The organism is Mycolicibacterium sichuanense (genome assembly GCF_033741125.1).
Lineage (GTDB): Bacteria > Actinomycetota > Actinomycetes > Mycobacteriales > Mycobacteriaceae > Mycobacterium.
Genome location: NZ_JAWQPU010000005.1, coordinates 208,054 through 231,079, shown reverse-complemented (window position 1 = coordinate 231,079; position 23,026 = coordinate 208,054). Strand labels below are relative to the sequence as shown.

The 23,026-nt window shown below is 67.9% G+C and carries 23 protein-coding genes and 1 pseudogene; 14 read left to right on the top strand and 10 right to left on the bottom strand.

Annotation, left to right across the window (positions count from 1 at the left end; genetic code table 11):
* Positions 1-3: 3 nt before the first annotated feature.
* From SBI80_RS17035 to SBI80_RS17015, 5 genes are all read right to left on the bottom strand, one after another.
* Positions 4-825, bottom strand: a complete 822-nt coding sequence (locus SBI80_RS17035; RefSeq protein WP_318975984.1) for an ABC transporter permease — start codon at positions 823-825, stop codon at positions 4-6.
* Complete coding sequence (locus tag SBI80_RS17030; protein ID WP_413232738.1) at positions 822-1,595, bottom strand: MlaE family ABC transporter permease; 774 nt, start codon at positions 1,593-1,595, stop codon at positions 822-824. The genes SBI80_RS17035 and SBI80_RS17030 overlap by 4 nt, the downstream gene beginning before the upstream one ends.
* A gap of 164 nt (positions 1,596-1,759) precedes the next feature.
* The gene (locus tag SBI80_RS17025) at positions 1,760-1,957 is read right to left on the bottom strand and encodes a hypothetical protein (RefSeq protein ID WP_318975983.1); all 198 of its coding nucleotides are present in this window, start codon (positions 1,955-1,957) and stop codon (positions 1,760-1,762) included.
* 9 nt (positions 1,958-1,966) lie between these two features.
* A complete protein-coding gene (locus SBI80_RS17020; protein WP_318975982.1) occupies positions 1,967-2,563 on the bottom strand; it encodes a winged helix-turn-helix domain-containing protein in 597 nt (198 codons plus the stop codon).
* 16 nt (positions 2,564-2,579) lie between these two features.
* On the bottom strand, positions 2,580-3,338 hold the full coding sequence (locus SBI80_RS17015; protein WP_318975981.1) for a MetQ/NlpA family ABC transporter substrate-binding protein: 759 nt from the start codon (positions 3,336-3,338) through the stop codon (positions 2,580-2,582).
* A 168-nt stretch (positions 3,339-3,506) separates the two neighbouring features.
* Between SBI80_RS17015 and SBI80_RS17010 the strand changes: the two genes are divergently transcribed.
* The 6 genes from SBI80_RS17010 to SBI80_RS16985 all read left to right on the top strand — a co-directional run bounded on the left by SBI80_RS17010 (position 3,507) and on the right by SBI80_RS16985 (position 9,298).
* Positions 3,507-4,937: an APC family permease gene (locus SBI80_RS17010; protein ID WP_318975980.1), complete on the top strand. Its 1,431-nt coding sequence runs from the start codon at positions 3,507-3,509 to the stop codon at positions 4,935-4,937.
* Complete coding sequence (locus SBI80_RS17005; protein WP_318975979.1) at positions 4,934-6,277, top strand: glutamine synthetase family protein; 1,344 nt, start codon at positions 4,934-4,936, stop codon at positions 6,275-6,277. Before SBI80_RS17010 ends, SBI80_RS17005 begins: the two co-directional genes overlap by 4 nt.
* Before the next feature lie 84 nt (positions 6,278-6,361).
* On the top strand, positions 6,362-6,499 hold the full coding sequence (locus SBI80_RS17000; protein ID WP_318975978.1) for a hypothetical protein: 138 nt from the start codon (positions 6,362-6,364) through the stop codon (positions 6,497-6,499).
* 4 nt (positions 6,500-6,503) lie between these two features.
* Complete coding sequence (locus SBI80_RS16995) at positions 6,504-7,625, top strand: YeiH family protein (RefSeq protein ID WP_318975977.1); 1,122 nt, start codon at positions 6,504-6,506, stop codon at positions 7,623-7,625.
* A 5-nt stretch (positions 7,626-7,630) separates the two neighbouring features.
* Positions 7,631-7,843, top strand: a complete 213-nt coding sequence (locus SBI80_RS16990; protein WP_318975976.1) for a hypothetical protein — start codon at positions 7,631-7,633, stop codon at positions 7,841-7,843.
* Positions 7,844-7,915: 72 nt separating this feature from the next.
* Entirely contained in the window at positions 7,916-9,298 is a 1,383-nt protein-coding gene (locus SBI80_RS16985; RefSeq protein ID WP_318976237.1) for an NtaA/DmoA family FMN-dependent monooxygenase, read from the top strand.
* Between the two features lie 4 nt (positions 9,299-9,302).
* On the opposite strand, the pseudogene SBI80_RS16980 reads toward SBI80_RS16985, so the two are convergent.
* Positions 9,303-9,578: pseudogene (locus SBI80_RS16980) on the bottom strand (GAF domain-containing protein); the annotation flags it as partial.
* A 168-nt stretch (positions 9,579-9,746) separates the two neighbouring features.
* On the opposite strand from SBI80_RS16980, the gene SBI80_RS16975 reads away from it, so the two are divergent.
* The gene (locus SBI80_RS16975; RefSeq protein ID WP_318975975.1) at positions 9,747-11,168 is read left to right on the top strand and encodes an HNH endonuclease signature motif containing protein; all 1,422 of its coding nucleotides are present in this window, start codon (positions 9,747-9,749) and stop codon (positions 11,166-11,168) included.
* Between the two features lie 131 nt (positions 11,169-11,299).
* Complete coding sequence (locus tag SBI80_RS16970) at positions 11,300-11,935, top strand: GPR1/FUN34/YaaH family transporter (protein WP_318975974.1); 636 nt, start codon at positions 11,300-11,302, stop codon at positions 11,933-11,935.
* A gap of 4 nt (positions 11,936-11,939) precedes the next feature.
* Here SBI80_RS16970 and SBI80_RS16965 read toward each other — a convergent pair whose 3' ends face one another.
* Positions 11,940-13,952 (bottom strand): glycoside hydrolase family 15 protein, encoded by a 2,013-nt coding sequence (locus SBI80_RS16965; RefSeq protein WP_318975973.1) that lies wholly within the window; start codon positions 13,950-13,952, stop codon positions 11,940-11,942.
* Between the two features lie 33 nt (positions 13,953-13,985).
* Positions 13,986-15,242 (bottom strand): FAD-dependent oxidoreductase, encoded by a 1,257-nt coding sequence (locus SBI80_RS16960; protein ID WP_318975972.1) that lies wholly within the window; start codon positions 15,240-15,242, stop codon positions 13,986-13,988.
* 23 nt (positions 15,243-15,265) lie between these two features.
* On the opposite strand from SBI80_RS16960, the gene SBI80_RS16955 reads away from it, so the two are divergent.
* The 6 genes from SBI80_RS16955 (at position 15,266) to SBI80_RS16935 (ending at position 19,565) form a co-directional block, all read left to right on the top strand.
* Complete coding sequence (locus SBI80_RS16955) at positions 15,266-15,460, top strand: hypothetical protein (RefSeq protein ID WP_318975971.1); 195 nt, start codon at positions 15,266-15,268, stop codon at positions 15,458-15,460.
* Between the two features lie 117 nt (positions 15,461-15,577).
* Positions 15,578-15,670 (top strand): Ms4533A family Cys-rich leader peptide, encoded by a 93-nt coding sequence (locus SBI80_RS28250; protein ID WP_413232737.1) that lies wholly within the window; start codon positions 15,578-15,580, stop codon positions 15,668-15,670.
* A gap of 127 nt (positions 15,671-15,797) precedes the next feature.
* Positions 15,798-16,826, top strand: coding sequence for a sulfate ABC transporter substrate-binding protein (locus tag SBI80_RS16950; protein WP_318976235.1), 1,029 nt, complete (start codon positions 15,798-15,800; stop codon positions 16,824-16,826).
* The gene (cysT, locus tag SBI80_RS16945; RefSeq protein WP_318975970.1) at positions 16,823-17,677 is read left to right on the top strand and encodes a sulfate ABC transporter permease subunit CysT; all 855 of its coding nucleotides are present in this window, start codon (positions 16,823-16,825) and stop codon (positions 17,675-17,677) included. The genes SBI80_RS16950 and cysT overlap by 4 nt, the downstream gene beginning before the upstream one ends.
* On the top strand, positions 17,674-18,486 hold the full coding sequence (cysW, locus tag SBI80_RS16940; protein WP_318975969.1) for a sulfate ABC transporter permease subunit CysW: 813 nt from the start codon (positions 17,674-17,676) through the stop codon (positions 18,484-18,486). Before cysT ends, cysW begins: the two co-directional genes overlap by 4 nt.
* Before the next feature lie 26 nt (positions 18,487-18,512).
* A complete protein-coding gene (locus tag SBI80_RS16935) occupies positions 18,513-19,565 on the top strand; it encodes a sulfate/molybdate ABC transporter ATP-binding protein (protein ID WP_318975968.1) in 1,053 nt (350 codons plus the stop codon).
* On the opposite strand, the gene SBI80_RS16930 is transcribed toward SBI80_RS16935, so the two are convergent.
* Together SBI80_RS16930 and SBI80_RS16925 are read right to left on the bottom strand one after the other, a co-directional pair.
* The gene (locus tag SBI80_RS16930) at positions 19,537-21,372 is read right to left on the bottom strand and encodes a zinc ribbon domain-containing protein (RefSeq protein ID WP_318975967.1); all 1,836 of its coding nucleotides are present in this window, start codon (positions 21,370-21,372) and stop codon (positions 19,537-19,539) included. The two genes, SBI80_RS16935 and SBI80_RS16930, sit on opposite strands and share 29 nt — an antisense overlap.
* Entirely contained in the window at positions 21,369-23,006 is a 1,638-nt protein-coding gene (locus SBI80_RS16925; protein WP_318975966.1) for a S53 family peptidase, read from the bottom strand. The genes SBI80_RS16930 and SBI80_RS16925 overlap by 4 nt, the downstream gene beginning before the upstream one ends.
* Positions 23,007-23,026 lie beyond the last annotated feature (20 nt).

Here is a 23,026-nt window from a genome sequence, read left to right as displayed (position 1 = left end):
GTGTCAGCCGGCCAGGTTGAAGTTGCCGGACTGGCCGTAGACCGACAGCGTGATGGTCAGGAGCACGAAGACCGTTGCGGTGACCGACGTGCGGACCGCCCGGCCGACTGCCTCGCCCACACCCGCGGGGCCGCCGGTCGCGTTGAAGCCGTAGTAGGTGTGCACCACCATGACCGCCGCGGCCATGGACAGCGCGGCGACGAACGACCACACCAGATCGGTGGGTTGCAGGAACGTCGAGAAGTAGTGGTCGTAGACACCCCGTGACTGCCCGTAGACGACGGTGGTGCCGAACCTGGTGGCCAGGAAGGACATCAGCACCGCCACGGTGTACAGCGGAATGACGACCAGGACACCCGCGACGATGCGGGTGGCGACCAGGTAGGTCACCGCGCGGATGCCCATCACCTCGAGTGCGTCGATCTCCTCGTTGATGCGCATCGCGCCCAGTTGCGCGGTGGCACCGGCGCCGATGGTCGCGGCGAGGGCGACACCCGCGGTCGCAGGTGCGATGAACCGGACGTTGAGGAAGGCGCCGAGGAATCCGGTGAGGGCTTCGATGCCGACGTTGGACAGGGTGTTGTAGCCCTGTACCGCGATCAGCGCGCCCGTCGACAAAGTCAGGAAGCCGATGATGACGACGGTGCCGCCGATGACGGCCAGGGCCCCGGTGCCCAGGCCCATCTCGGCGATCAGGCGCAACACCTCGGCCGGGTAGCGCCGGACCGCGTCCGCCGTCGACACCAGCGCGTTGCCGTAGAACGCCGTCTGTTCGCCGAGCGAGCGCGTGGCATCGACGGCCTTGCGCAACGGGCCGTCACTCATTGCGTCGGGGCGATCTTGACGCCCATGGCGGTGGCCAGGATGTTGATGAAGAACAGGGCCATGAAGGCGAACACCACGGTCTCGTTGACCGCGTTGCCGACGCCGGTGGGGCCGCCGCCGACGGAGAGGCCCTTGTAGCAGGCGATCAAGCCGGCCGACAGCCCGAACAGCAGCGCCTTCACCAGCGAGACCACCACCTGCGGCAGTCCCGTCAACAGCGTCAGACCCGCGACGAAGGCACCGGGGGTGACGTGCTGGACGTACACCACGAAGACGTAGCTGCCCGTGAGTCCGACGATGGCGACCACCGAGTACAGCATCAGGGCGACGAACGTGGCGGCGATGACCCGCGGAACCACCAGGGCTTGGATCGGGTTGACGCCGATCACCTTCATGGCGTCGATCTCCTCGCGAATCGTGCGCGCTCCGAGGTCGGCGCACATCGCCGTCGAGCCCGCACCGGCCACCACGATCGCCGTGACGACGGGGCCCACCTGGGTGACCGAGGCGAGCGCCGCCCCGGCGCCGGACAGATCGCCGGCGCCGATCTCCAGCAGCACGATGTTGAGCGTGAACACGATCAGCACGGTGTAGGGGATGGACAGCATGATCGTGGGGAAGATGGAGACCCGCGCCACGAAGGCGATTTGTTCGAGTAGTTCTCGCCAGGCGAATGGACGTCTGATGCTGGCGGCGAATGTCTCACCGCTCAGGACGAAGAAGTCCCCGACGGCGTTCATGGGCTTGACCAGCGGAGACGTCGTCACCATCCGATCACCGCAAACCGCGAGAAGAGCTTCCGGTGGCGGTCTGAGGGCACTGCAGCAACGTAGACGCGGACAGCCGGAGAGTAGAGGTTTGCGATCAGCCCGAGGAAAACCCGCCCGGGACTCGGAGTCGACCCGGGCGCGCACACGCTGCCGTCACCTCTGGATTAGGAGTCACCGTCCTGCAACCGCGCGGGCAGGGTGAAATGAACTCGGCCGACGAGAGCTCGTCGGATCACCCTGAGCCTTTCGTCGAGCAGGCCGTCGACCTGCCAAGCCGACGCGTCACAACCGTCTGCGAGGAGCGCCAGCCGCACTTCCGCGGCCAACGCCAACTCACCGTCGATCGTCTCCACGTCGCGCACCGTCTCAAGCTAGGTATGCGCTGTGAGCGTCGCGATGGTTTTGGCCGCCGTGATTCTTACTCTCGTGTCGGTGCCTGGATCGAATCGGTAGCCGCGTCCCCGGATGGTGACCAGACGCTGCGCGTGCACGCCGAGTTTGGACCTTATCCGACGGATGTGGGTGTCGACGACCCGGCTCGAGATGGTCTGCTGCCCAGCGCGATCCGCCCACACCTCCTTGACGAGGACGGCTCTGGACACCGTTCGGTGTGGTCTCGCGGCGAGGTAGGCCAGCACTGCGAACTCGCGGTAGGCCAGTCGCACCGGGCGGCCGTCGATGCTCACCCGGCGGTCGACCAGATCGATGCTCAGACCGTTCGGCACCCGGCCGTCCACGGCGATCGCGGTGCGCACCCTGGCGCCGGGAATGAGCTGAGAGACCGTCCTTCCGAACTCGTCGGCAAGCCGGAGCACGTGGTCGGCCGAACCGGTGCCAGTGGGCACGTCGAGCACCACGACGACCCGGACGTCGTCGGTGGCCCGGTCGTCCTCCCGCTGTGGAACGGCTTGATACACGGCCACACTGTGTACCGCGGGGCACCCCCGGTACAGGATTTGCGTCGTCACGAGGACAACCGCGTGCTCAGAAGGCCGTGACCAATTGTCCGCGGTAGGTCGAATCGATGAATGCCCGCGTCGACGCCGACTGCAGGGCGTTGGCCAGCAGACCGACCGCGGGATCTCGGCAGGAAGCGGGACCGGCCACCAGGTATTCGGCATAGGCGGGGTTTGCCCGGTCGCAGTGCAGTGCCCGACCGGTGTCGATGCCCAATCCCATGGCCTGGTTTCCGAAGAGGAAGACGACGTCGAAGTCGTCCCGAACCAGGGCCAGTTCGTGGCTGCCGACCTCCTTGAGGACGAGGCCGTGTGGATTGGCCCGGACCGCGGCGGTCGTCACGACCGCGTCGCCGGTGACGGGACATTCGATGAGGCCAAGGTCGTCGAGGAGGGCTAGTGCCCTGGTGACGTTCACTGGATCGGAGGGCAGGGCGATCTCGGCGTAATCGGGAATGTCTTCGAGGGAATCGATCTGCCTGGCGTACAACCCGAACGGTTCGATGTGCACGGGTACCAGGGGCACCAGCTGCGCCTGGCTGCGCCGGTTGAATTCGTCGAGGAACGGTAGATACTGGAAGAAGTTCGCGTCGAGCCGGCCCTGCGCCAGCAGGAGATTGGGCGCGTCGAAGTCCTCGAAGATCTCGATCCGAAGATCGATTCCCCGAGCGGACAGGTCGTCTCGGACGTGATCGAGGATCTCCGCGTGCGGAACCGGCGTGGCGCCGACCCTCAGGGGAGCCTTCCCCCTGCCATCGAGGGACCGGAGCGTTCTTCTGGACGGCACGCCAGCAGACTACCGACGTTCGCTGGTGCCGCAACCGGCCAGGGCGCTCGGTATGTGTCCAATTGTGGCGTCCTAGGACTCGTGCTGAATCAAGGTGTGGTAGGTGTGCTCGCCCGCCGCCTACGGTGCCCTTGCCCGCACGTTGAATACTCCGAAAGACGGTCGCCGATGTCCGAAACCAGTACGCCCGCAGAGACATTGGGCGATCCCCAGCCCGATAGGAAACTTCGCGGCAATCTTGGTGTCGCCTCGATCGTATTCATGGTCGTCGCGGCGGCGGCGCCGCTCGGTGTGATCGGCGGCGTCGTGCCGCTGGGCATCGCCGGTGGAAACGGCGCCGGGTTCCCGGCGACGTTCATCGTCGCGACGATCGTATTGCTGTTGTTCGCCGTCGGTTTCACCGCGATGACACCCCACGTCGAGGAAGCGGGCGCGTTCTTCTCCTACGTCCGCAAGGCGCTCGGGTTCCCGACGGGTATCGGTATCGCGTTCGTCGCCATCGTCAGCTACCTCGCCATCGAAGCGGGCGTCTACGGTCTGCTCGGCCCGGCGGGTGCAAGCATCGTCGAATTGTTCGGCGGACCGACGCTGCCCTGGTGGCTGTTCGCGGCGGCGGCCTTCGCGGTGACCACGTACCTGGGGTATCGCAACATCGAGTTGTCCAGCAAGGTGCTCGCGGTGCTGCTCACCGCCGAGATCGCGATCGTCGCAGTGCTCGACCTCGTCATCGTCGTTCGCGGCGGCGATCACGGATTGTCCACCGGCATCGTCAGTCCGCATGCCATCCTGTCGGGCTCGGTGGGCATCGGACTGCTGTTCGCGATCATCAGCTACGTCGGCTTCGAGGCGACCGCCATCTTCCGCGACGAGGCCCACACCCCGGAGCGGACCATTCCGCGGGCGACGTACGTGTCCCTGCTCCTGATCGGAATCTTCTACGCCGTCACCAGCTGGGCATTGATCTCGGGCTGGGGGGACGAGGAGGCCGTCCGCCGGGCCACCGATTCCGGATCGTCGTTCCTCGGGGACACCGCGCAGCGCTACCTGGGGACCTTCGGCGCGGACGTCATCACGGTGCTGTACTTCACCAGCCTGTTCGCCTGCATCCTGTCGTTTCACAACGTGGTGTCGCGCTACCTGTTCGCGCTGTCGCAGCGGGACGTCCTGCCCGCCTCGCTTAGCCGCCCGCACGGCGCGCACGGTTCGCCGCATCTGGCGTCGCTGTGGATCTCGGGGGTCGTCGCGCTCGCCATCGTGTTGGCGGTGGTGTTCGGGCTGGACCCGGCGGCGCAGTTCTATACCTGGTTCGCGGGTGCGACGACCGTCGGCATCGTGGTGCTGCTGATCGCCACCAGTGTCGCCGTCCTGGTGTACTTCCGTGGCGACCGAAAGGGGTACTCGCCGTGGCGGGTTCGGATCGCACCCAGCCTCGGACTGCTCGGGCTGGTGGGTTCGCTGGTCCTGATCCTGGCCAATCTCAGCGATCTCGTCGGCGGATCGAGCGTGCTGGCCTGGGTCATCGTGGTGCTGCTGATCGTCGCGTTCGCCACCGGTCTGGCCGTCGGCACCCGGGTCGGTTCCTCGGTAACGACGTCATGACGCCGACGACCCCGGTGGTGGAGCAGGTGGCCGCACCTGCCCAGGAGTTGGTCGACGGGCTCGCCGACGGTTCGCTCACCGAGATCGAGGTGGCCTGGAGTGATCCGTTCGGTCACGCCGCGGGCAAGCGCATTCCCGCCGCCCAGTTCCTGGAGCGGGCACAGGGTAGCGGCTTCGCCTTCTGCGAGGCGGCGCTGGGGTGGAACACCGACGCCACCGTGATCGACGGGCTCCGGCTGACCAATTGGAACGGCGGCTATCCCGACGTCCATGCGGTGCCAGACCTCTCGACCTTCCGGCGGTTGCCGTGGCGGCCCGGGGTGGGACACGTGATCTCCGACGTGGTGACCCACGACCGCGCACCGTCGCTGCTCGACCCTCGAGCGGTGTTGCGGCGGGTGCTCGACCGACTGGCGACGCTGGGGTACACCGCCAAGATCGGCGTCGAATTCGAGTTCTACCTCCTGGAACCCGACGGTTCGCCGATCCAGCACGACATCCACGCCTACTCACTGGAGAACGCCAACGCCCTCGACCCGCTGATCGGCGATCTCAACGAGACCCTCGGTGCATTCGTCGACTTGGAGGGTGTCCAGACGGAGTACGGGCCCGGTCAGGTGGAGACGAACCTCGTCTACGCCGACGCGCTCGCGGCCGCCGATGATGGCTCGCGGCTGAAATACGCCGCCAAGGAGGTGGCGCGCAAACACGGCAAGATCGCCAGCTTCATGCCCAAGCCGTTCTCCGAACACTCGGGAAGCTCTGCCCACCTGCATATTTCGCTGTGGCGCGGGGACGAGGCGGCCTTCGCAGCAGTGGATGGCGCGGAGAGCGAGGTCGCGCTGTACGCCATCGCCGGACTACTGGACCACCTCCCGTCGATCACACTCTTCGGTGCCCACTCGGTGAACGCCTACCGGCGCTACGTGCCGGACTCCTTCGCCCCCGACACCGTGAACTGGAGCCGCGACAACCGCAGTGCGGCGGTGCGATCGCTGGTCGAAGACACCCCGAGCGGCAGCCGCATCGAGCTTCGCACCGGGGCGTCCGACGCCAATCCCTACTGGCTGGTGGCCTCGGCACTGGCGGCGGTGGTGGCCGGTCTGGAAGCGGGTCGACGGCCTTCCGCGCCGGCGTCGGGCAATCTCTACGGCAAGGGTTCTCCGCTGCCCGACTCACTTGGAACCGCCTTGGCGCTGGCCACGCAGGACGACACGATCCTGGAGATCCTCGGCCCGGACTCGGTGCTGGACTTCGCCGACATCGCCCGCAGTGAATGGCTGGCGTACCAGGGGCACGTCAGCGACTGGGAGCGCCGCCGCTACCTCGCCAGCTCCTGATCCACCGGATCACGGCGATTCGATGTCTTGTCCGCTGGTCACGCCGCGTCGAAGATCGCCGTGAGCCGTCTACGAGGAGATGCAGTGAGCGAACCGAGCCCCACGACCCCGGCCGAGGTGCCCTGGTATGCACGCGTGAGCGTCGACTGGTGGGCGACGATCGTCGCTGGCGTGATCACCGTGCTGGCGGTGGCCAACCTGCTACCCAAGATTCCGTGGTGACCCGATGAGTACGACGTCCGTCGCCTCCGAAGAGGACCGCTTCGAGGAAGACACCTTCACCTCGAGCAATCCGTTGGCCTACGTGCCCGGCGTGCTGCTGCTGATCGTGATCGGCCTGCTCGGCAAGTACGCCCAGATTGGCTGGAACGCACTGGCCAAGCACGAGCACTGGACCGTCCCCGACATCGAGTACGTGCTCTGGGCCATCCTGATCGGCCTGCTGATCACCAACACCGTCGGCGTGCACCGCATCTTCAAACCGGGCGTACAGACCTACGAGTTCTGGCTGAAGATCGGAATCGTCGCCCTCGGTTCGCGATTCGTCCTTGGCGACGTCCTCAAGCTGGGCGGTACCAGCCTGATACAGATTCTGGTCGACATGGCCGTGGCCGGCGCCATCATCATCTTCGCCGCCCGGTTGTTCGGCCTGTCGGGCAAGCTCGGGTCGCTCCTGGCGATCGGGACGTCGATCTGTGGGGTGTCGGCGATCATCGCATCGAAGGGGGCGATCAGAGCCCGCAACTCCGAAGCGAGTTACGCGATCGCCGCGATCCTGGCGCTCGGTGCGGTCGCCTTGTTCACGCTTCCCCCGCTGGGTCACCTGATCGGGCTCAGCGATCACGAGTTCGGGCTGTGGGCGGGCCTGGCGGTCGACAACACCGCCGAGACCACCGCCACCGGCTACCTGTTCTCCGAGGAGGCGGGCAAGATCGCGGTACTGGTGAAGTCGACGCGCAACGCGCTGATCGGGTTCGTGGTGCTCGGGTTCGCGCTGTACTGGGCCGCCCGCGGTGAGGCCGACCGCATCGCACCGGGTTTCGGGGCGAAGGCCGCGTTCGTGTGGCAGAAGTTCCCCAAGTTCGTCCTCGGGTTCCTCGCCGTGTCCGCCATCGCCACGGCCGGCTGGCTCAGCAAGGGACAGCTGACCAACCTCGCCAACGTCTCGAAGTGGGCGTTCCTGCTGACGTTCGCCGGGGTGGGCCTGAACACCAACTTCCGTGAGCTGGCTCGCACGGGCTGGCGGCCGCTGGTGGTCGCCATCATCGGGCTCCTCGTCGTCGCCACCGTCTCGCTGGGCCTGGTGTTGCTGACCTCGCGGGTGTTCGGGTGGGGCGTGCACACGTGAGCGGCGTGGCTTCGGAGCAGGATGATTTCAATCCGACGGGCCGAACATGGCAGCGGTTCGGCCCTCAACGGCGCTGGCCAGCAGGCGGTTCGGAGTCGGCGGGGGACACCTTGGAAGCCTGGGCGCTCGAGGCGCGGCCGCACGCGTGGTGGCCGTGGCTCGTACTGTCGATCGGGGTGCTGATCATCGCCGTCGGCGGAATGTACTTCGCGCCCTAACGCCCGCGCCGCAGAAGGAGTTTCGTGCCCAAGCCTGCCCAGGACCGTCCGCTGTACTTCTCGGCGTTCGTGATGAACACGCCGTCACACGTCATCCACGGGCTGTGGCGCGACCCGTCGGCCGCCAATCACGAGATCAACTCGCTCGAGCACTGGGTCGAGCTGGCCCGCTATCTCGACGGCGCCGGATACGACCTGATGTTCTTCGCCGACGTCAGCGGACTGCGCTCGCCCTGGAACGGGTCCTACGAACTGGTGGCCCGGCAGGGCATGCAGATCCCGACCAACGACCCGTCGGTGCTCATCTCGGCACTGGCGACCGCGACGAAGCATCTGGGCCTGGTCTACACCAGCTCGATCGCGCAGAGCCTGCCGTTCGACTTCGCTCGGCGCATCTCCACGCTGGATCACTACACCGGTGGACGGGTCGGCTGGAACATCGTCACCAGCTTCTCCGACAACACCTACCGCAACTACGGCCACGACGAACTGATCGAGCACGATCTGCGCTACGAGATCGCCGAGGAATACGTCGACGTGCTGTACAAGCTGTGGGAGGGCTCCTGGGATGAGGACGCGCTGCGCGCGGACAAGCAGGCCGGAATCCACGCCGACGCCACCAAGATCCACAAGATCAACCACGTCGGGCCGCACTTCTCGGTGGAGGGACCGCACTTCGTCACGCCGTCACCGCAGCGTGTTCCGGTGCTGTTCCAGGCGGGGGCTTCGCCCGTGGGACAACGGTTCTCGGCCCGCAACGCCGAGGGCGTGTTCATCTCCAGCCCCGATCCCGCGTCGGCCCGCGGGTTGATCGAGGAGACCCGCGAGCTGGCGGCCGGGTACGGGCGCGATCCCTTTGACGTCAAGTTCTTCCAAGGGCTCTCGCTGGTCGTGGGACGCACCTCCGAGGAGGCCGCCGAGCGCGAGGCTCAGATCGAGGAGCTGTCGAGCATCGAGGGCGTGCTGTGCCACATCCTCGGTGACGCCGGCATCGACGCGGGTGCCTTGCCGCTGGACACTCGACTGTCCGAGCTTGGCGAGTTTCGCGGCGTGCAGGGTTGGGCGCGCTGGGCGGCAGAGGCCGCCGGCACCTCCGAGCCCACCATCGCCGACCTCGGCCGCGCCTTCGAGCGCAGCAGCCGGATCGTGGGTTCTCCCACCGAGATCGCGGACCGACTCGAGGAGTGGCGAGACGCCGGCATCGACGGGGTCAACGTGTTCCACGCGGTCCGACCGGGCACCTTCTCCGAGATCGCCGAGCTGCTGTTCCCCGAGCTGCGCAAACGCGGGCTGCTGAGCACCGACAAGTCGGGCACGCTGCGGCACAAGCTCTCCGGGGGTGGCGCGGACCGCGTTCCCGCGACCCACCCGGCGGCCAAGTACCGCGGCGCGTTCGCGGACAACTCGCTGGCCGACAAGGTTGCCGAACCGCTGACGCTGCCGGCGCGGGTGTAGGGCGCTAGCCGAGGGCGCCGTCGTCGGTGCGCAGCGCGGCCTCGACGTCGGCGCGCAACGTCTCGAGCTCGCGGCGTTGCTCCTCGGTGTAGTCGCGTGCGGCGTCGTCGAGCACGCACACCGTGCCGACGACCCGACCGGCCGGGTCGTGGACGGCCAGGCCGAGGTAGTTGTGCAGGCCGAACTCGGTCTCGTCCTCGTTGCCCCGGAAAGTCTCGTCCTCGCGTGAGTCGCGCACGAACAGGTCTTCGTCGGTGTCGACGATGCGTTCGCAGTAGAGGGGGACCCGGCCGTCGTCGTCACCGGCCTTCTTGCCTGCGGCGCCGACGGTGTAGTGCTTGGTCGCCTCGCCGGCCGGTGCGGTGAGGTTCGGAGGTCATCGGACGATCTTCTCCCGCCGCCCGAGTTCGGTCGAGACTTGTCTGACGCGGCGACTACAATCGCACATGTGTTCGATCCAAGCCCAGCTCCCTTCGGTCTGGTGCAGCGAGTCTGCTCGGCGGCCCGTGCGGAGTCATGCGCCGCGGGGGAGAGGCTGGTCGCAATCGGGGAGTTGTTCGCGCTGCGCCGGAGTCAGTCCGAAGAGACTACGGACTGGGCCGTCGACGCCGAGGCGGCCGTGACCGCCGAAGTCGCTGCGGCACTGGGCATCAGCCAGGGATTGGCAGGCAGCCAGGTGCGCTACGCCCGCGCCATGCGTGAGCAGTTGCCCGCGCTCGGGCGCGCGTTTGTAGCCGGGGACATCACCGAAACGACGTTCCGCACCTGCGTCTTTCGCACCGGGCTGATCCTCGACGAGGAGGTCATGGCCAAGGTGGACGCACGCCTCGCGGTGCAAGCGCCGCGTTGGGGCCGGCTCAACCGTCATCAGGTCGCCGCGCGCATCGACCGGATCGTGGCCGACGTGGATCGCGACGCGGTGCGCCGCCGCAAGGATCGGATCGCCGGACGAGAGGTGGTGATCGGCGACGTCGACAGGGGGCTCGCGGAGATCAGTGGCACGCTGCTGGCCCCGGACGCTCACGCCTTGAACGCACGGCTGACGGCCCTCGCCATGACGGTGTGCGACGCGGACCCGCGATCGGTCGCCGAACGCCGTGCCGACGCCTGCGGGGTGCTCGCCGCCGGTGGTGATCGGCTCGGTTGCCGATGCGGGTCGACGGGCTGCCCCGCCGGCGGAAGGGCGGCCAGCCCGGTGGTGATCCACGTGGTCGCCGAGGCGGCGACGGTCGACGGCACCGGTCGGGCGCCGGCCGCGATGCTCGGGTTCGAGGGCCTGCTTCCGCCGGAGTTGATCGCCGAGCTCGCCAAGGCGGCGCGCGTTCGCCCGCTCGTCCACCCCCGGGAAGCGCCGCCCGAACCGCACTACGTCCCGTCGAGGGCGTTGGCCGACTTGGTCCGCTGCCGGGATCTCACGTGTCGCTTCCCCGGTTGCACGGTGCCCGCGACCCGTTGCGACGTCGACCACGTCGTACCGCGCAGTCGAGGCGGTCCTACCCAGGCGTCCAACCTGAGCTGCAGGTGCCGAACGCACCACTTGCTCAAGACGTTCTGGGGCTGGCGGGACGAGCAGCTCGTCGACGGCACCCTCATCTGGACCTCCCCGGTGGGCGATCGCTACGTCACCCATCCGGGTGGGGCGCTCCTGTTCCCCGGACTCGGCAGCCCCACGGTCGGGGTTCGGACCGTCGAGCGGTCCGCACCCTGCTGCGATCGGTACGTCATGATGCCGCGTCGGCGTCGCAGCCGGGACGGCGACCGCACTGCCGCGATCGTGGCGGAGCGGCGACGCAATCAACGCGTCCGGGTGACGCCGGTCCACGACGCACACGCCCTCCCCAGGCCGCCGGACCCGCTCCCTCCGTTCTAGCGCGGGCGATTTCCTCTGGGTGATCGCAAGGGTCCTGGCTCCGGGTGCCACGACCTATGTTGCAGATGTATTGCGCGGCCGTAACCACGTCTGCTGCAACGTGATTCGTCATGCACTCGGAAGGGGCGCTCATGACCAACCTTGCCGTCAAGGACCCGACCATCGCAGACTTCGGCGTCGAGCGACCCGCCGAGCCCAAGGAGGGAAAACCCGGCTTGCTGGCGTTGCCCCTGGTGGTCGCGGGGGGCTTTGGCCTGGGTCTGACGAACACCGGCATCGTCGACGTCGCGGCCGCTGCCGTGCCGATCCTGTTGTCGGCCACCGCGGTTGGACTGCTCCTGGCCACCATTTGGGCCGCGGCGCTGAGCCAGAACGTCAACGCGACGGTCTACGGCGTGTTCTTCGGCTTCTACGCCAGCTACGCGGCACTGTCGCTGGGGCTGACGCACGACTGGTTCGGCATCGCCGCCGCCGACGCGGGCCAGACGACTGCGCTGTGGCTGGCCAGCTGGCTGGTGACGATCGGTCTACTGACCATCCTGGTGCTGCGCCTGCCGTGGACCTACCCGGCGCTGCTGGCGATCGTCGACGTCGCTCTGGTCCTGCTCCTGATCGGAAACCTCACTGGCAGCACTGGCGCAACCCACGCCGGTGGGTGGCTGGTCTTCGCCTTCGTGGCGCTGGCCGGTTACTACTACGTCGCGGCGCTTTGGGAGGAGACCGGCGGACGGGCATTGCCGCTGGGCCGGCCCCTCATCGGAGGATGAGCTACTACATCGGCGCGTTGGCCGGCTGGAACACCCCGGTGCTGTCGGCTTCCTCCTCGGCGCGAATCACGTGCACCACGGCGTTGATCAGCGCCAGGTGGGTGAACGCCTGCGGGAAGTTGCCGAGATGCCGGCCGGTACGGGGCTCGATCTCCTCGGCGTAGAGGTGCAGCGGGCTGGCGAACGACAGCAACCGCTCGCACAGGTGCTTGGCGCGGCTGATCTCGCCGATCTCCACCAATGCCGACACCAGCCAGAACGAGCAGATGGTGAAGGAGCCCTCCTCGCCGGACAGCCCGTCGTCGGTCTCCTCGGTGCGGTAGCGCAGCACCAGACCGTCCTCGGTCAGCTCGTCGGCGATGGCCAGTACCGTCGCGCGCACCCGCGGATCGTCCGAGGGCAGGAACCGCACCAGCGGAACCAGGAGCAGGGAGGCGTCCAACGCGTCGTCGCCGTAGCGCTGCGTCAGCGCGCCGCGATGGTCGACGCCGTGGGCCAGGATGTCGGCCTTGATCTCCTCGGCGATCGCCCGCCACTGCTGGGCATAGCTCTTCTCGCCTTGCAGCTCCGCGAGTTTGGAACCGCGGTCCAGCGCCACCCAGCACATCACCTTGCTCGAGGTGAAGTGCTGCGGCTCGCCGCGCACCTCCCAGATGCCGCGGTCGGGCTCGCGCCAGTGCTTGATGGCCTCCTCGACCTGAAGCTTGAGCACCGGCCACAACATCTCCGGAATCTGCTCGCGCGACTTGGCGTGCAGGTAGACCGAGTCGAGCATGGTGCCCCAGATGTCGTGCTGCATCTGGTCGAACGCCCCGTTGCCGATGCGCACCGGCCGCGAATTGTCGTATCCGGAAAGGTGATTGAGCTCCTCCTCGGCCAGGTGGCGCTCGCCTCCGACCGCGTACATCACCTGCAGGGGGTGCCGCTCGCCGTTGTTGGCGCCGGACACGTCGGCGATGAATGAGAAGAAGTCGTCGGCCTCGCGGTCCAGGCCAAGGGTGTACAAACCCCATAGGGCGAACGTCGAGTCGCGTACCCACGCGTAGCGGTAGTCCCAGTTGCGTTCACCCTGAGGCGTTTCCGGCAGCGATGTCGTACTCGCGGCCAACAGGGCACCGGTCGGGGAGTAGGTCAGGCCCTTCAGCGTCAGGGCACTGCGCTGTAGATAGGACCGCCACGGGTGATCGGGGAAGTCGCCGATGTTGATCCATTGGCGCCACGACTCGCTGGTCTTCCACATCTTGTCGGAAGCCTCTTCGAACGTCTGCGGTGCCGGATGTCCCGACCAGCTCAAGGCCACGAAGACGTTGTCGCCTTCCTTGAGCCGGGTCCTGGCGCGGGCTTCGTGACCTTCCAGGCCGATGCGCAGGTTGGTGGTCAGCCGCAGCGTCGGATGTGCCTCCGGGTTCTTGCTCGCCCTGGCGATCGCCTCGCCGTACGCCGCCGCCGAGTACTCCCAGGTGGCCGACTCCCGGTGGTAGTCGAAGGACGGCTCGCAGCTCATCACCAGCTCGACGACGCCGCTGACGCAGCGCACGGTGCGCAACAGGATGTGCTCGGCGTCCCAGTCCATCGGGGTGCGGCGATGCGTTCGAGACCGGGTGTCCAGATCGTGCCACGGCCCCATCACCAGGGCGTCGCGCACGATCAGCCAACCGGTGTGGGTCTGCCAGGTGGTCTCCATGATCAGGCTGCCCGGCAGGTAGCGACGTGCCGACGGCACCGTCACCCCGTAGGGACCCAGCCGGAAGTGTCCGGCGCCGCGGTCCAGGATGGCACCGAACACGCTGGGCGAATCGGGGCGCGGTACGCACAACCACTCGATCGAGCCCGCCGACGAGATCAGGCAGGTGTTCTCGCAGTCGGAGAGGAAGCCGTAGTCCGCAATCGGAGGGAAGGGGTTCCGCAAGGCGCCGCCGGGGGCGTAGGGGACCGGCGCCGTGACGGTATACGGCGCCTCGGCGACGTGGTTGACCTTGCCGGTTTCGTCATCCGACTCGGTGTGCTGCAGGACCATCCCGTCATCATCGACTGCGCGGGTGCCCGGCGTCTACTCGTGGCGGTCGTTTCCAGGTGACGGGTTCGGCCGCCTCGCAAACGCCGGTGCGCGCTCGGGCAGTGGCCCGATCGCCACCGCGTATCCAGCGACCCTGCGCAGGAACGGCAACCGGTTGGCGATGCGCACGCCCAGCGGAGGCGCGCCGACGTCACCGGCGTCGACGGCGCGAGCGATGACACCGGTGTGGATCATCCGCTGCGCGGCCTGGATGAGCACCGTCGGCACCCACCTCCTGGCCTGGATGCGGGCCAGGTCACGGGTGGGGACCCGCCCGGACAGCAGAGGTTCGGCCAGTATGCGGGCCGTGGCGACGGCATCGGCGACTGCGAGGTTGATGCCGACACCGCCGACGGGCGACATGGCGTGCGCCGCGTCGCCGATCAGCAGCAGGCCGTCGGCGTACCAGCGATGCAGCCGGTTCAGCTGCACGTCGAGCAACTTGACGTCGTCGAAGGAGGTCAAGGCACCCACCCGGTCGGTCAGGCGCGGCACCAGCGCGGCGATGGTGCGCTGAAGCGACTCGATGCCCTCGGCCCGCAGTTGCGAGTCGGTGCCCTTGGGAATGATGTAGGCGCACTGGTAGTAGTCCCCGCGATCGATGACGATCACGGCGTGGCCCGCCGCCATCACCCCCTCCAGCCCCGGCGGATCGTCGGCCTCGCGGGGCAGCCGGAACCACCAGACGTCCATCGGCGTACCGAATGTCTTGGGCCGCAACCCCATTGCGTCGCGAAGTGTGGACCCTCGACCGTCGCAGGCCACCGTCAGCTCGGCGCGCATCTCGCCGATCAAGCCGTCCGCCGTCCGGTAGCGGACCCCCACCACGCCGTCGCGCCCGCGCAACGGCTCGAGCACCTCGGTGCTGCGCATCAACCTGAACGTCGGCTCCCGTTCGGCGGCCGTGGCGAGCAGCTCGAGGAAGTCCCACTGCGGTACCAGGGCGATGTGCTTGTGCCGGCCGGGCAGCCGCCGTAAATCGATGTCGATCGGCACGCCCTGAATCTGCATCCCGATGGTGTCGATCTCGCGGTGCGTCAGCCGCGCGAAGTCACCGCCCAGCCCGAGGTCGTCGAGCAGTCGCAACGTGCTGGCATGCACGGTGTCACCGCGAAAGTCGCGCAGGAAGTCGGCGTGCTTCTCCATCACGGTGACGTCGACGCCGGCGCGGGCGAGTAGCAGGCCCAGCATCATGCCGGCCGGGCCACCCCCTGCGACCAGGCATGTCGTTGACTCCGCGGGTGTGCTCACCCCTTGATCGTAGGGTGGAACCAATGAGCGGCATCCTGAGTTGGTGGGACGGCGTCGAACTGTGGCTTTCGGGCCTCGGGTTCGTCGCCCAGACGGTGATCGTGATGCCGGTGGTGCTGTTGCTGGCGTACGCCGTGGCCACGGTGCTGGACGGGGCGCTCGGCAACGGGGTCCGGCTGGTGCAACGGGCCAGGCACGCCGACGAGGACCCATCGTGACCGGAATGCCCCGGTCCCAGGTCACGCTGGCGCTGCTCGCGCTGTTCGCCCTCGTCGTCGTGATGTGGCTCTTCGCCCGATGATGCGGTGACACTCGGTTCTGCTACGCTTCGCGCCATGCACGCAGCGTCCACCGCGTTGGAGGGTCATGTTCTGGCCCTCATCGCCGTGGGTTCGTGCGCTGTTGCAGACGTCCACTGTTGTCGCTGACTCCAATCCGTTGCGCGGTTTGGTGTCGGTCGCGGCCGTCTTCGTGCCCTTGAACTGATACGCCTCCTCTCCGTCGTGACGGGTTCAATACCTCTTGTCACCCTCCGAGGAAAGGCTCATGACCCAAATGCCCATCTCGATCCGATCGTTGACCTCCTTCGGCGCTGTCGCCGTCACGGCCACCCTGCTTGCCGGTTGCGGTGGCGGCGCCAGCGACGTCGCCGGCGGTGGCGACCAGCCCAAGGCCGACACCACCCTCACCCTGGTCGCCTACGCGGTGCCCGAGCCGGGCTGGAGCAAGATCATCCCCGCCTTCGCCGCCACCCCCGAGGGCAAGGGCGTCGCCGTCACCGCGTCCTACGGCGCATCGGGTGACCAGTCCCGCGGCGTGGTCGACGGCAAGCCAGCCGACATCGTGAACTTCTCCGTCGAGCCCGACGTCACCCGTCTGGTCAAGGCCAACAAGGTGGCCAAGGACTGGAATGCCGACGCCACCAAGGGCATTCCGTTCGGCTCCGTGGTGACCTTCCTCGTCCGCAAGGGCAACCCCAAGGGCATCAAGGATTGGAACGACCTGCTCAAGCCGGGGGTCGAGGTCGTCACCCCCAGCCCGTTGAGCTCCGGTTCGGCGAAGTGGAACCTGTTGGCTCCGTACGCCTTCGCCAGCAACGGCGGGCAGAACGAGCAGGCCGGTCTCGACTTCGTCAACCAGCTGGTGACCCAGCACGTCAAGGCCCGCCCGGGTTCGGGCCGAGAGGCCACCGACCTGTTCGTCCAGGGCAGTGGTGACGTCCTGCTGGCCTACGAGGACGAGGCCATCAACGTCGAACGTCAGGGCAAGCCCGTCGAGCACGTGACTCCGCCGCAGACCTTCAAGATCGAGAACCCGGTCGCGGTCGTCACCAGCAGCGCCCACCTCCAGCAGGCCACCGCGCTGAAGAACTACCTGTACACCGCGGAGGGCCAGAAGATCTGGGCACAGGCCGGCTTCCGGCCCGTCGACCCGAAGGTCGCCGCGGACTTCGCCGCGGACTTCCCGGCGCCCGAGAAGCTCTGGACCATCGCCGATCTCGGTGGCTGGAGCCAGGTCGACCCGGCGCTCTTCGACAAGGACAACGGGTCCATCACGAAGATCTACAAGCAGGCCACCGGATGACCTCTGCGGTACTCCCGGCGCCACCCGGCACCGCTCGGCCACCGCAGCCGAGGCGAACCGCTCGGGGCACGACGTCGCTGCGCGTTGGCGCAGCGACGTTGTGGCTCAGCGTCATCGTGCTGCTACCGCTGGCCGCCATCCTGTGGCAGGCGGTCGGCGGCGGCTGGACCGCCTTTTGGAAGGCAGTCACCTCCAACGCCGCACGGGAGTCCTACAAGGTGACGCTCTCGGTGTCGATCAGCGTCACCGTGGTGAACCTGGTATTCGGCCTGCTCGTCGCCTGGGTGCTGACGCGTGACGACTTTCCCGGCAAACGACTGGTCGACGCCGTCATCGATCTGCCGTTCGCCCTGCCGACCATCGTCGCCAGCCTGGTGATGCTGGCTCTGTACGGCCCCAACAGTCCCGTGGGACTGCACCTGCAGCAGACCAGGTGGGGCATCGGCATCGCACTGCTGTTCGTCACGCTGCCGTTCGTGGTGCGGTCGGTGCAGCCGGTGCTACTGGAGCTCGACCAGGAGGTGGAGGAGGCCGCCGCCTCACTCGGGGCCAACAACTGGATCATCTTCACGCGCGTCGTCCTGCCCGCACTGCTCCCGGCACTGTTGTCGGGTGCGGGGCTGGCGTTCTCCCGCGCGATCGGCGAATTCGGCTCGGTCGTGCTCATCGGCGGTGCCATCCCCGGGGAGACCGAGGTGTCCTCCCAGTGGATTCGCACCCTGATCGAGAACGACGACCGCACCGGCGCCGCGGCCATCTCGATCGTGTTGCTGGTGGCGTCGTTCCTGGTGCTCCTGGTGCTGCGGGCGCTCGGCTCGCGGGCGGCGAAACGCGAGGAACAGGCCCGATGATCCTGTCGCGGCCGGTCCGCTACCTGCTCCGCTACGTCGCGCTCCTCTATGTCCTCATCCTGGTCATCGTCCCGGTGGGGCTCATCCTCTGGCGCACGTTCGCCCCGGGTCTCGGGACGTTCTTCGCCTCGATCAGCACACCCGCGGCGATCTCGGCGCTGCAGTTGTCCCTGCTCGTGGTGGCCATCGTGGTGCCGCTGAACGTCCTCTTCGGGGTGCCGACGGCTCTGGTCCTGGCGCGCAACCGGTTCCGCGGCAAGAGCGCGTTGCAGGCCGTCATCGACCTGCCGTTCGCCGTGTCGCCGGTCGTGGTCGGCGTCGCCCTGATCCTGCTGTGGGGTTCGGCCGGCGCCCTTGGCTTCGTCGAGAACGACCTCGGCTTCAAGATCATCTTCGGGCTGCCCGGCATCGTATTGGCCAGCATCTTCGTGACCGTGCCGTTCGTCATCCGCGAAGTCGAGCCGCTGCTGCACGAACTGGGCACCGATCAAGAGGAGGCCGCCTCCACCCTGGGGTCGCAGTGGTGGCAGACGTTCTGGCGCATCACGCTGCCCTCGATCAGGTGGGGGCTGACCTACGGCATCGTGTTGACGATCGCCCGTACCCTTGGTGAGTACGGCGCCGTCATCATGGTGTCGTCCAACCTTCCCGGCACCTCGCAGACCCTGACCCTGCTCGTCTCCGACCGCTACAGCCGCGGGCAGGAGTACGGCGCCTACGCCGTGTCGACGCTGCTGATGACCGTCGCAGTGTTGGTCCTGGTCATACAAGTGATCCTCGACGCCCGGCGCGCCCGGGCGGCAAAATAGGCTTCGACGAGAAGGACTTCCCTCACATGACGACCAACGCGATCACGGTGCGTGGCGCCAACAAACGCTACGGCGACTTCGTTGCCCTGGACGACATCGACTTCGACGTGCCAGAGGGTTCCCTGACGGCCCTGCTGGGGCCCAGCGGATCGGGCAAGTCGACGCTGCTGCGCGCCATCGCCGGGCTCGATCAGCCCGACACCGGCATCATCACGATCAAGGGTGCCGACGTCACCAACGTCCCGCCGCAGCGTCGCGGCATCGGCTTCGTCTTCCAGCACTACGCGGCCTTCAAGCACCTCACGGTGCGCGACAACGTCGCCTTCGGGCTGAAGATCCGCAAGCGGCCCAAGGCCGAGATCAAGGAGAAGGTCGACAGCCTCCTCGAGACCGTCGGACTGGCTGGCTTTCAGACGCGCTACCCCGCGCAGTTGTCCGGTGGCCAGCGCCAGCGCATGGCACTGGCCCGCGCGCTGGCCGTCGACCCCCAGGTGCTGTTGCTCGACGAGCCGTTCGGTGCGTTGGACGCCAAGGTGCGCGAGGATCTGCGCGCGTGGCTACGGCGGCTGCACGACGAGGTTCACGTCACCACGGTGCTGGTGACCCACGACCAGGCTGAGGCGCTCGACGTGGCGGACCGGATCGCGGTGCTCAACAAGGGCCGCATCGAGCAGGTGGGTTCTCCGACCGAGGTGTACGACAACCCGGCCAATGGCTTCGTGATGTCATTCCTCGGCGCGGTGTCCTCCTTGAACGGAACTCTGGTGCGCCCGCACGACATTCGCGTCGGTCGCAACCCCGACATGGCGATCGCGCAGACCGACGGCAGCGTGTCGGCGACGGGTGTCATCCGCGCGACCATCGACCGAATCGCCATGCTCGGCTTCGAGGTTCGCGTCGAGCTCACCGGCGCCACCGACAACGCGCCATTCACCGCGCAGATCACCCGCGGTGACGCCGAGGCGCTGGCGCTCAAGGAGGGCGACACCGTCTACGTGCGGGCCACCCGCGTGCCGCCGATCCCCGGCAGCGTCGAGGTCCCGAGCACGCTCACCGCGGCGGGTCTCCCCGCCAGCTGAAGCTGTTGACGTACTTGGCCATGTCGAGTGCGAGGAAGAAGTTGGCGCCCGACGGGTGCCCGGAGCCGAACTCGGGGCTGAACTCGTGAAACGGCCCGGTTCCCTCGGCGACCAGCGCGAGGCCGTTCTTGACGGCGACCATGACCAGCACCCGGTCCCGATCCGAATTGCCGGTCGCAGCAGTCCGGTAGACGTCGGCCACGACGCCGTATCCCGGCTGGTAGCCGACCTGCGCATGCGGGATCTCGTAGTCGATCTGCGCGTTCGGGAAGTCGCGTTCCAACACGTCTTCGGTGATCTGCTTGGGCGTGCGGTTCGCGGCGGGTTCCCCGAAGAGGTGCATCGTGCCACCGTCACCGGCCCGCAGTTCGACGACGACGCCGTCGGGCTCGACCGAGGCCTCGTAGGCCGTCATGGGCCCGGGGTAGGACACCGAGAACGAGCCATCGGCGGGGGTGAAGCGCGGGTTGGTGAGGACCGGTTCGCCGATCGGAGGACGTCCACAGTCGGGAGGGCAGGTGAACTGCGCGGGCGGGGGCGTCGAGTAGGCAACCACGGCGACGACGCACGCGGCCAAGACGACCCATGCGGTGCCCATCCCCAGCAGCAGGCGAACGATCGAGGTCTCGCGGATCGGTGAAGATCGATCTCCCCGTCGTGACGATCGAGATGCCGCGTTCGCGGCGACCCCGCAGTCCGGACAGTAGGCCAGGTCGGGTACCACGTGGTCGCACTGCGGACACCGGACCGGTTCGCCTCCTGGGGTGCCGTCGCGGGCCTCGCCCAGTAGACACCAGTGCAGGACGAGCCGTAGCGCCATCAGGGCGAGCACCGTGACGACGGCGTACAGAGCCACGATCTGCGCGTAGGAGATCCACGCGTAGTCGATGGCGTTCTCGGCAAGGGCTGCCGCCACGGCGATGATCATGGCCAGCGCCGGCGCCGACGGCGAGTACCAGTGCCGGGTGACCGGGGGATCGGCTCGCGGTCCGAACCAGAGGGTGGCACCGACGACACCACCGGCAGCGACGGCCGTCAGCGGGGCGGCAACGCCCCGGATCGCCGTAAGGGACAAGAGTGCGCTCACCGGAAAGTCCTGTTCGAACAGGCCACTGGCGAAGTTCGACGCTCCGCGGGTGAGGATCCCCGCCGCGGTGAAGCACAGGGCGGCGAGCGCTCCGATCGTGAACCCGTCCAACGACTCCGCGCCGCCGGACCACCACCGGCGCACCAGCGCCACGGGTGCGAGCATCAGCAGCACACCGCCCACGGGGATCGCCACCATGTTGATCAGCAGCTGTGGCGCCGTCATCGGCGTGGCCAGAACGTCGTCGTAGGTGTGCGCCCAGATCGCGTTGGTCGCGAACGCCCAACCCGTGCCCGCTCCCAGACCGAGCACGGCAGTCAGGGCCAACGAGCGACCGGGCAGATCGCCGAACGCACCGGTCGCCGTCAGGTAGCCGACGAACGACAGCGGCATCCCGAGCGCGCAGAAGGCAACCAGCAGCGGCGGCGCCTTCACCAGGCAGAAAGCCACCAACAGGGCGGCGAGCGCGAGCAGGCCGACGCGGAACGCGGCCCTGGACCGTCGGGGCAGACGCGGGAACGGCGTCGTCACCAGGGAGGGAAGCAGCAGGTGTTGGTCGGGCGCCGCGGCGTACGCCCGCAACCGCAGCCACGCGGGGCCGTCACCGCGCCTGGGTGTCGAGGTGGCGCCACACCGTCCGCAGTACGCCCCGGCGGGAACGTCGTGCCCGCAGCTGCGGCAGGGCGCCGTTGGCGAGGGTTCCCCAGCGCCGGTGGTCACCGCGGCGCCACCCCCCGTTGGATGTCGAGGAAGTCACGAACCAGGGCGTCGACGTTGGGCGTACCCAGCCCGGTGACCGTGTCGTACCCCGGTGCCGAGGCGTCGACCGCGTTGGCACCGAGGCTGACGTCGCGGAAACCGGGGGAGTTCGCACCTGCCGCGACGCGGTAGAGCAGCGGGTTGAGGTCACCGAGCGCGCGTCCGCCGTTGGCCAGTAGGTACTGATTCATCAGCGCGGTCAGCCCGGCCCAGATCGGTGCCGCCTGAGAGGTGCCCGCGCCGAGGAGGTCCTGCCCGTCGAACCGGATCCGCACCCCGGTGAACGGATCGGCGACCGCGGATACGTCGGGTGTCAGCCGGCTCTCGACCTCGGGATCGCGCGCCGAGGACACCCTCGTCTGCCACGCGGGTCTGGGAAAGAGGGTCGACACCCCGCCGCTGGTCCCCTGGGACAGCGGCGAGTCGAACCAGGCCTGCTCCGCCAGCCACATGCCGCGGCGATCGGTCGACAACGTGGTGCCCCCGACCGTGGTGATCGCGGGAAGTGAGGCGATGGCGTCCAATCCGATGTCATCTGGTCCCGGTGGCGACGACCAGTTGGGGCCACCCTTGCATTCGAGCCCGGCGGTGTCACCCGTCGCGTCGAACGCACTGGTGCCCTTTGCGTGCGCGCGGACCAAGGCGGCTTGTACGGGCTTGAGATCGGTTGCGGTGAGCAGCTTCTCGCAACCCCAGCCGATCGACAGACTCCACACGGCGCCCGGATACTGCGCGCTGGCCGAATCGAACATCTCCGCGATGCGTTCGTAGGTCCGCCCGCCCTCCAGCGTGGGGCGGGCATTGACCACCACCATCCTGGCATCGGGTGCGATCGCATGGGCGACCTCGAGATCCATCGTCGTCTCGGCTCCGGGTTCACCGGGTTGGCCGCCTACCAGGATTGGCTTCAGCGGGGGGAGCCCCGAGGTCGAGGCGAAGTCGTCGAGGTCGGCCTGGTCGTAACCGCTGAACGCGAAGAAGACGATGGTCTGGCCCTTGCCGGTATGTCCCTGTATCGCAAGGGTCTTCGCGTTGTACGCGGTGAGCAGGGCGTCGGGTGAGAGGCCGTGGGATGGCACGTCGAGGGGAATCAAGGCGGGCCTGGCCTCGTGGTGCGGGGTGAACCCCAGGATGCGCCCGAGATCGCTGACCGAGTCGACCACCGCCGCTGGAACGGCAGGCTGCTCGGAGGACGCGTAGAACACCTGGCCGCGCATGCCGCGGTAGTCGTGCACCGGGACGCCGAAGGCCTTGGCCACGTCCGGTGGGGCGCCCTCCACGATGGCCCATTGCTCGCCGCTACGCCATCGCACGTCGAGTTCGTGATCGGCCGCCCACCGCAGCAGCGTCTCGGGGCGGCGGGAGTCACGCAACCCCACGGTGAGCTGTGCGCGGTCGACGCGGGACGGCCCGAGGTCGGTCGAGCTGGTCAGCAGGTGTGAATACGGTCCGTCGATGGTCGCCGACGACGGCGCGGGCCGCGAGTGCGCGTCGTGAACGACGACCAATGCCGCGGCGGCCACCGACAGCGTGGTGCAGATACCGGCGAAGCGGAGGATGGCGCGGTGCCGTCGTACGTCGCACCGACCGAACATCAGGATTCCCGGGACATTTC

What these genes read in the sequence shown, in the direction of transcription:
- SBI80_RS16935 (WP_318975968.1), top strand. Translation starts at nt 18,513, where the DNA reads ATGACGACCAACGCGATCACGGTGCGTGGCGCCAACAAACGCTACGGC.
- SBI80_RS16950 (WP_318976235.1), top strand. Translation starts at nt 15,798, where the DNA reads ATGCCCATCTCGATCCGATCGTTGACCTCCTTCGGCGCTGTCGCCGTC.
- cysT (WP_318975970.1), top strand. Translation starts at nt 16,823, where the DNA reads ATGACCTCTGCGGTACTCCCGGCGCCACCCGGCACCGCTCGGCCACCG.
- SBI80_RS16985 (WP_318976237.1), top strand. Translation starts at nt 7,916, where the DNA reads ATGAACACGCCGTCACACGTCATCCACGGGCTGTGGCGCGACCCGTCG.
- SBI80_RS16965 (WP_318975973.1), bottom strand. Translation starts at nt 13,952, where the DNA reads ATGGTCCTGCAGCACACCGAGTCGGATGACGAAACCGGCAAGGTCAAC.
- SBI80_RS16925 (WP_318975966.1), bottom strand. Translation starts at nt 23,006, where the DNA reads ATGTTCGGTCGGTGCGACGTACGACGGCACCGCGCCATCCTCCGCTTC.
- SBI80_RS16995 (WP_318975977.1), top strand. Translation starts at nt 6,504, where the DNA reads ATGAGTACGACGTCCGTCGCCTCCGAAGAGGACCGCTTCGAGGAAGAC.
- SBI80_RS16970 (WP_318975974.1), top strand. Translation starts at nt 11,300, where the DNA reads ATGACCAACCTTGCCGTCAAGGACCCGACCATCGCAGACTTCGGCGTC.
- SBI80_RS17030 (WP_413232738.1), bottom strand. Translation starts at nt 1,595, where the DNA reads ATGGTGACGACGTCTCCGCTGGTCAAGCCCATGAACGCCGTCGGGGAC.
- SBI80_RS16955 (WP_318975971.1), top strand. Translation starts at nt 15,266, where the DNA reads ATGAGCGGCATCCTGAGTTGGTGGGACGGCGTCGAACTGTGGCTTTCG.
- SBI80_RS17005 (WP_318975979.1), top strand. Translation starts at nt 4,934, where the DNA reads ATGACGCCGACGACCCCGGTGGTGGAGCAGGTGGCCGCACCTGCCCAG.
- SBI80_RS17035 (WP_318975984.1), bottom strand. Translation starts at nt 825, where the DNA reads ATGAGTGACGGCCCGTTGCGCAAGGCCGTCGATGCCACGCGCTCGCTC.
- SBI80_RS28250 (WP_413232737.1), top strand. Translation starts at nt 15,578, where the DNA reads ATGCACGCAGCGTCCACCGCGTTGGAGGGTCATGTTCTGGCCCTCATC.
- cysW (WP_318975969.1), top strand. Translation starts at nt 17,674, where the DNA reads ATGATCCTGTCGCGGCCGGTCCGCTACCTGCTCCGCTACGTCGCGCTC.
- SBI80_RS17010 (WP_318975980.1), top strand. Translation starts at nt 3,507, where the DNA reads ATGTCCGAAACCAGTACGCCCGCAGAGACATTGGGCGATCCCCAGCCC.